This window comes from Leisingera sp. JC1 (genome assembly GCF_001679925.1).
Lineage (GTDB): Bacteria > Pseudomonadota > Alphaproteobacteria > Rhodobacterales > Rhodobacteraceae > Leisingera.
Genome location: NZ_LYUZ01000094.1, coordinates 44,439 through 51,694, shown reverse-complemented (window position 1 = coordinate 51,694; position 7,256 = coordinate 44,439). Strand labels below are relative to the sequence as shown.

The 7,256-nt window shown below is 57.0% G+C and carries 6 protein-coding genes and 1 pseudogene; 2 read left to right on the top strand and 5 right to left on the bottom strand.

The genetic code is table 11. From position 1 onward, the window contains the following. The 3 genes and pseudogenes from A9D60_RS27235 to A9D60_RS27355 all read right to left on the bottom strand — a co-directional run. A pseudogene (locus A9D60_RS27235) lies at window positions 1-304 on the bottom strand (hypothetical protein); the annotation flags it as partial. Window positions 305-306: 2 nt separating this feature from the next. Next, window positions 307-1,101, bottom strand: a complete 795-nt coding sequence (proC, locus tag A9D60_RS14315; RefSeq protein WP_065268219.1) for a pyrroline-5-carboxylate reductase — start codon at window positions 1,099-1,101, stop codon at window positions 307-309. 3 nt (window positions 1,102-1,104) lie between these two features. After that, window positions 1,105-2,139 carry a zinc-dependent alcohol dehydrogenase family protein gene (locus A9D60_RS27355; RefSeq protein ID WP_065268218.1) on the bottom strand — a complete coding sequence of 345 codons (1,035 nt, stop codon included), beginning with the start codon at window positions 2,137-2,139 and terminating at the stop codon, window positions 1,105-1,107. Window positions 2,140-2,279: 140 nt separating this feature from the next. Between A9D60_RS27355 and A9D60_RS14305 the strand changes: the two genes are divergently transcribed. After that, window positions 2,280-2,756 (top strand): Lrp/AsnC family transcriptional regulator, encoded by a 477-nt coding sequence (locus tag A9D60_RS14305; protein ID WP_083194205.1) that lies wholly within the window; start codon window positions 2,280-2,282, stop codon window positions 2,754-2,756. 602 nt (window positions 2,757-3,358) lie between these two features. On the opposite strand, the gene A9D60_RS14300 is transcribed toward A9D60_RS14305, so the two are convergent. Then, window positions 3,359-4,381, bottom strand: a complete 1,023-nt coding sequence (locus A9D60_RS14300; RefSeq protein WP_065268217.1) for an IS110 family transposase — start codon at window positions 4,379-4,381, stop codon at window positions 3,359-3,361. A 609-nt stretch (window positions 4,382-4,990) separates the two neighbouring features. On the opposite strand from A9D60_RS14300, the gene A9D60_RS14295 reads away from it, so the two are divergent. Further along, complete coding sequence (locus A9D60_RS14295) at window positions 4,991-5,713, top strand: hypothetical protein (protein ID WP_065268220.1); 723 nt, start codon at window positions 4,991-4,993, stop codon at window positions 5,711-5,713. A 123-nt stretch (window positions 5,714-5,836) separates the two neighbouring features. Here A9D60_RS14295 and A9D60_RS14290 read toward each other — a convergent pair whose 3' ends face one another. Beyond that, on the bottom strand, window positions 5,837-7,207 hold the full coding sequence (locus tag A9D60_RS14290; RefSeq protein WP_141117928.1) for a HEPN domain-containing protein: 1,371 nt from the start codon (window positions 7,205-7,207) through the stop codon (window positions 5,837-5,839). Between the last annotated feature and the right edge of the window lie 49 nt (window positions 7,208-7,256).

The window sequence follows — 7,256 nt, the reverse complement described above, 5'->3', positions numbered from 1 at the left end:
GGACCGACTGTTGCACCATGCCGTTGTGGTCCAGATCGAGGGCGCCAGCTACCGGTTGCGCAAACATGCTGACCTGATCCCCGAGCACACCCGCGCCCATGCCAACATTGCACCGCCGCTCCCGCCGAAACGGCGCGGCCGGCCACCAAAAAACGGAGGTGCCGATCACCATCGCGGCTGATCGCCGAACCCGCGAGGTGGGGAAATTTGCGCCAGCACTTCCGGGGAAATTCAATCCAGCATTTACATATTGGTCAAGAACGGCCTGAGACCCGGCCACGGCGCGCCACCATCGAATGATCATTGCTATGCCTTCCCCAGTTCGACGGCCCGGTCGCGGCAGGCGGTCATTGCCTTTGCGATCACGTCCCCAAAGCCGTTCTCCTGCATCGAGACAATGGCCGCATGGGTTGTCCCGTTTGGTGACGTGACGCGGGCTCTGAGCACCTCTGGCGCATCTCCCTTGTTGGCCATGGTGGCAGCGCCAAGCGCCGTTTGCAGGGTCAGCGCCTTGACGTCCTCCGGGGACAGACCCAGGGTGGTTCCGGCCCGGATCATTTCTTCGATCATCAGGAAGTAATAGGCCGGGCCACTGCCCGACACCGCCGTGACAACATCTAGAAGGTCTTCACGTTCGACGGTGACGCAAATGCCGAAGGCCTCGATGATGGCTTTAGACGCTGCACATTGTGCTTCGGTCGTGTGTTCGTTTACGTAAAGCCCCGTCGCCCCTAGACCAAGCAGAGCTGGCGTGTTGGGCATGGTGCGGGCGATGGCCACCGGTCCAAAGAAGCTTTCAAGCGATGCAGTCGTAACCCCGGCGGCAATGCTGAGGATCAGTTTGCCAGACAGGTCGGCGTTGATTTGCTTGGCCACAGCGGCAATGACCTGTGGTTTGACAGCAAGCACGATGATGTCTGCGATAGTGGCATCGGCCGCATCCTCTGTCGTGAGGATGCCGTGCTCACTTGCCAGTCGATCTCTCTGTTCGGCATTCGGATCGACAACCGTGATCCGCGAGGGCGCCCACCCACTGGCGATCATGCCGCCAATGATGGCCGACGCCATGTTGCCACCGCCGATTAATGCAATCTTATCCATAGCTCAGAAGCTCGTGATGACGGTCGCGCCGACCGACTGGAACTTATCCATGTTCATCAATGCCTCTGGGGCGGCGTCGATGCTGATCTTGTCGCCGACAAGACGTGCAGGGTTCAGCTTGCCGCTTTCGACCATATCGAGCATTGCGCCATAGCGATGGGCTTGCATCCCGTGGGAACCGAGCAATTCGATCTCTTGACCGACGATCTTGGGCATTGGCACGGCTGGGGCAGCGTGATCACCCAGCATCAGGCCCACCTGGATGTGCTTGCCCCGTGGCCGCAGGCAGAGGATCGAGTTGGTCATAGTGGCGGGATGGCCAAGCGCGTCCAGCGAGACATGCGCACCGCCCTTGGTAATCTCCTTAATCGCCTCGACCACGTCGCCCTTGCCGTCGATGGCTGCGACAGCGCCAAGCTCCTTGGCCAGAGCCAGTTTCGCCGGGTCGAGATCGACCCCGATCACATTCGCCCCCGCCGCGCTGGCAATCATCACAGCCGACAGGCCAACACCACCGCACCCATGCACGGCGACCCATTGGCCCGCGCTGACCTTGCCCTGGTCGATTACGGCCCTGAACGAGGTGGCGAACCGGCAACCCAGACTTGCAGCGGTGGCAAAATCCATCACCTCAGGCAGAGCGACCACGTTCAGGTCAGCCTGATGGATCGGCACATATTCCGCAAAGCTACCCCAATGGGTGAAGCCGGGCTGTTCCTGATGCAGGCACACCTGTTGATGCCCGGCATGACATTCGCTGCAGGATCCACAGCCGCAAATGAACGGCACGGTAACCCGATCGCCTACCTTCCAGTTCTTCACGTCCTTGCCGACCGCCTCGACCACACCAGCCAGTTCGTGGCCGGGGATGTGAGGAAGCTCGATATCGCTATCGTGACCCATCCAACCGTGCCAGTCGCTACGGCACACCCCGGTGGCTTCCACTTTGAGGACGACCCCATGCGCTTCGGGCGCAGGATCCGCCACGTTTACGACTTTGGGGGCTTCTTGGAACTTCTCGAACAGGACAGCTTTCATGGCAGGATCTTTCGGCTTTATCGACTGGCTGAGCGGAAGCTATCACGTGACGGGGAAATTACCTTGCCATTCTGCCCTCATGTGTGATTATTTTGAGCAGAAAGCCCTCAACGTGAGGGGTAATTGAGGTAACTCTTCCCTTGTCCGGTATCGACACAGTCAACGCACAGATTCTCGAACTGCTTCAAAGCGACGGGCGCATGACCAACGCCAAACTGGCTGAGCACCTGAACATGAGCGAAACCCCGTGTTGGCGGCGGCTCAAGAAACTGGAAGAGACAGGCATTATCGAGGGCTACCAGGCCCACCTCAATCGCCGAAAGCTGGGGCTCGGCGTGATGGCCTTCGTTCAATTGAGCTGCTCAGAGCACGATCAGGCCGCGACTGCCGAGTTCCAGCGCATTATTGAGGTCACGCCCAATATTCTCGCCTGCCACAACACCACGGGTGAGGATGATTTTCTGCTTATCGTGGTCGCGCGCGATCTGGATGACTACAGCGCCTTTGTCGACAGCACGTTGCGGCGCTTGCCTGGTGTGACCAGCATTCGCTCGAACCTGTCACTCAAAGAGATGAAGGCGTCTAGTAAGCTGCCTGTGCGTGGTTCAGAGCGATGATCAATGCTCCACTCCGACAGCAGACATTTGTGCGAACGAATTGAAAGGCAGCTTGGTCCGCAGTGTGTAAATTCACCCAGCATCAGATTTCGGCGTCGCAGCGAATGTCCTGTGTGGATGGCTCCTGCATAGCAAGACATTTTTGATCTGATTTGTGCAATTGTCAGAAGCAGTCATGTGTCCGGCCTGTTCGCGCGGTTTCAACCGCTGGCCCTGATGGGTTCCGCAAACCAGGTCCCTTACAGCAATGCGGGCTATGACGCCCGGGACATTCGGCGGGGTGTCCTGGTTTTGGCGGCTGACTTATGNGCAGTGTGTAAATTCACCCAGCATCAGATTTCGGCGTCGCAGCGAATGTCCTGTGTGGATGGCTCCTGCATAGCAAGACATTTTTGATCTGATTTGTGCAATTGTCAGAAGCAGTCATGTGTCCGGCCTGTTCGCGCGGTTTCAACCGCTGGCCCTGATGGGTTCCGCAAACCAGGTCCCTTACAGCAATGCGGGCTATGACGCCCGGGACATTCGGCGGGGTGTCCTGGTTTTGGCGGCTGACTTATGCACCATCATCTCGCGGGTCTTGCTAACTCGTGGTTCCTTTCGTCTCAGGCTGCAGCGTGTGGGTTAAAAGGTTCGTTGCGGGTGAGCACCGCCCAGACGATCCGGGCGGTCTTGTTAGCCATGGCGACGGTTGCGACGCGAGCAGGTTTGCGTTCGAGCAAGGATGCCAGCCACTTGCTGGCGCGTTCGGGGTGTGACCGTGTTTGTCGGACCAATGATGTCATGCCTACGACAAGCAACGATCGCAAATATTGATCACCCATCTTTGTGATCTGACCTAGCTTCTCCTTGCCACCGCTGGACTTGGTCACCGGTGTCAGGCCCAGCCAAGCCGCGAACTCCCGCCCGTTCCTGAACTGATGCCCGTCGCCGATGCTGGCAATGATCGCAGAGGCTGTCACCGCACCAACGCCAGGGACCGTGCGCAGCAGGCGGACACGCGCGTCCTCTTTTGCAACTTGCTTCAGACGTTCTTCGTACCAGCGGACCCGCTGATGCAAAGCCATGAGCTGTTCTGACAGGTTACGGATCACCTCGTTGGCTATGTCTGGCAAGTCGAGCACTTCACCAAGGGTGATATCCTCAGCAAACCCAATCACGCGGGCCAGCCCTCTGGGGATGTAGATACCGAACTCGGCGACCAGACCGCGCAATCCATTAATCAATTGTGTCCTTTGGCGAACCAGTAGGTCACGGGCCCGATGCAGTGAAAGCAGCGACTGCTGCTCGACGGTCTTGATCGCCACAAAGCGCATGGTCGGTCGGGTCACTGCTTCGCAGATTGCTTCGGCATCAATGGCATCAGACTTCCCGCGTTTGACGTATGGCTTCACATACATCGGCGGGATCAACCGAACCTCGTGGCCCAGGGCCGTAAGTTCGCGGGCCCAATGATGGGCGCTACTGCAGGACTCCATGCCAATCAGGCAGGGCTCCAACTTCGCAAAGAAGGGCAGAAACTGCGCCCGTCGCAGGGGCTTATTGAACACCACGTCTTCAGTGGCAGTGATCCCATGGACCTGAAACACGTTCTTGGCCAGATCAACGCCGATTGTGGTAACTTGCATGGGGTGGCTCCTCTCAAAAGCAGATTTAGACACCTGCACTATGGCGCATCGCGACGCCGGTTGAAGCAGGAGCCATCCACCCCATCAGCAATTGCGGGCCGCAGTGCAGCGAAGGAACGCAGTGGCCAAAGGCAACAAAGGGCCGTTCTAACCGCTGGCTTGGGTCAAGGCGGATACTGCGCCGCATCCGAGGTCGGCTGCGAGCCCTCAACCGTCATTGCCTTGGGGGCGGCCCTTCGCTGGCGCAGCACGTCAGTCACAGCCCGGAGCAGACATAGACATGGTGGCGAGTGCCAAAGATGCTGTCCGTGCAAAATTCCATTGTGATTTTCCCGAAAACGGACCTTCGGCAGGGCCCAGCTACCTCATGTGATGCTGCGGGGTGAACCAGCGGCAGCGAAGCTGCAGGAAGCTGCCGGAGCAAAGTTGCGACCTGTGATCGCCCTTCAAGACGTGACCGGCCCACAACTGCCATTCAGCATTAAGCCGCATGTTGCCGCGCGGCCTGTCATACTGGCCATTCGCTGCAGGCGCGAAATTCTGATAACGCCAAATTCACCCTGTGCGGACATCATGGCACTACAGCGCGGACTGTGGCAGCATCCTGGCATGATCGAATTCCGCACTCTCGCCGATGACCATCCCGACCTCGCGCATTCTCCGCTGCTTCGGGGCGCTCTGCTTACTCTGCAATATGCGCAGAAGCACGGATCAATCGGTTTGACCAAAACCAAGGCCTTCAAGCGCGTCTTCGTCCATTGGGCCGTCGAGCATTTCGACTGGCCGGGGAGAAGTGCAGAAGAGATGTTCCGCTACAACAAGGTGATCAATGAGTATGAGTTTCCCCCGCTCGAGGTTTTGCATTTCCTGCTGATCTCCCTGCGCCTGGGACGTCACTTCAAGGGAGAATTTCGGCTGACCAAGAGTGGTACACAACTGGCACAAGCCCCTGGCCGCTTGTTTTCCAAGCTGATCCCATACTTTGTGTTCCGGATCGATCACGCTGCCTATGCGCGCTTCGACGACCGCCCCATAGGAGAATGGGACGTTTGGATGAACGTGATAAACGTAGAGGCTGATCAGGGAACGACCGAGGCTGCTTTGTTCGAAGCCTTCTACGGTGAGCCACAAGATTGGCACACCGCGGAGTGGCGAGAGATGGCCGCGTTCTCATCTTGCGTGCTGCGACCGCTCGGATGGGCGGGGTTGCTACTCGAGACCCGCGAAGACGGCCCTGCCAAGCAGGTGTGTCATGTGTTCAAAAGCCCGCTCTGGCGCAGCGCACTTAACCTTGACTCCGATGACATGCTGCGACCGATGTCCGTTCAGTGACGTGTTCTTCACTGCTCCGAAGATCCAAGGCTGATTGCGTATGATCCGGCCCGTTGCTGCCGTTCACGCACGCAAGCGATGCTGCGCTGCAGCTTCCCAAAAGCTGCCTTTTGCTCAGGCCTGCTAATTTTTGTCATGGATCAGCTTGAAGTATGCTTGTTGTGCGAGATTGAAGCCGCTTCTGAATGTCAGAGCGCGTTCCTGCATCAAGCGTCTTCGGTGTTCGTCACTCGGCCCATGAACAATAGCGGATCTAACATTATAGAATTTCTTCGCTGCGGCGCGAATTGCCGCATTGTGCTCCGCATCGGACGAAAGGAGGTCCGCTAACTCCGATACAAACTTTTTCCCAACATTGTTTCCACGGATTTCGAGCATCAGCTCAATGGACTGCGATACATCTAGAATTCGGTCGTCCAAAGCAAAGCGCCCCTCTCGAGCAAGCGACTCTGACAAACGTCGGCGGACTAATTCAAGTCGCTTAAAAGCTGACGTCTCCCGACGCTCAAAGACGCTAACAGCCTGCTGTATTGCATTCTCATGCAATTTTGGAGGGTTCCGAAAAGGATCGTGTCTCCAGTCGACAGTATCGACATGTACCTTGCTACCCGGACCTCGCAATTTTCCCAGTAGTAAGGTTGCGGCTTGATGAAGGCAGTCATTCACAAGCACAAAAGGGATAATCGGCGTCTGATTAGAAACAGCCAACAACTCAAGAAAACAGAACGCCTCCTCCTCAAAGCCGGGTCTCGAGGGCATCATTTTGTCGCTAGGTTTGTTCATTCGGGCCATGTGTGGCCGCCAGCGAAATGGCCGGACAATTGCTCCGATTTGCCTCCAGTCCCTGCGGTCAACGTGCTCAGGAAGGTAATCACGGATCCAACTTGGCTCGACCCATGCCTCTAGGGATGCGAAAGGCACTACCTTGAGTCCTGACTTCAGTTCTAATGGCCTATCGATTTTTGGTCCGGAGAACAGCAATGCGTCGTAGCCTAGGTCAAGATCACGGGGGACTTCGACGCTCAATGTTGTCATACTTGCGTTTAGAAGCGCGCCGAGTTCTTCCGCCGCACTTTCGAAACCTGATGTTGAAAACTCGCTGGCTCGCTGCATTAAACCAACCACAAACCAGCTCAACCAAGTAAGTGAAGCACCATTGGGCATCTCAACCATAAACTTGTCGTTTCCGACCATAGGTCCGAGAGCCCTGCTCAAGGCTGGGTGAGATCGCAAGATGCCGCGAACCGGATCGAGGGCGGCACGAAGTTTGCGGTAGTATTTAACCTCTTCGTTTCGTGTGGCTTCTAATGAGGTGTCGTAGAGCCAAAGCAGATCATCTTTAGGGTAAGGTGTCTCATCCCTACCGTTAAAGGTAACAACAACGGGATAGCCGTGCCTTCGCCAATACGCTTCCAGGAATGGGCTTTGCACCTCATGCAGAAGGTGAAGTGTATCGACAAGGCGATCACGCCAAGATTTGGTACAGAATGTCATGCTACCGAACTAACAAAAAGGATGGCGTTACAAAACGGCCCGTTCCGGA

What these genes read in the sequence shown, in the direction of transcription:
- A9D60_RS27355 (WP_065268218.1), bottom strand. Translation starts at nt 2,139, where the DNA reads ATGAAAGCTGTCCTGTTCGAGAAGTTCCAAGAAGCCCCCAAAGTCGTA.
- A9D60_RS14300 (WP_065268217.1), bottom strand. Translation starts at nt 4,381, where the DNA reads ATGCAAGTTACCACAATCGGCGTTGATCTGGCCAAGAACGTGTTTCAG.
- A9D60_RS14295 (WP_065268220.1), top strand. Translation starts at nt 4,991, where the DNA reads ATGATCGAATTCCGCACTCTCGCCGATGACCATCCCGACCTCGCGCAT.
- A9D60_RS14290 (WP_141117928.1), bottom strand. Translation starts at nt 7,207, where the DNA reads ATGACATTCTGTACCAAATCTTGGCGTGATCGCCTTGTCGATACACTT.
- proC (WP_065268219.1), bottom strand. Translation starts at nt 1,101, where the DNA reads ATGGATAAGATTGCATTAATCGGCGGTGGCAACATGGCGTCGGCCATC.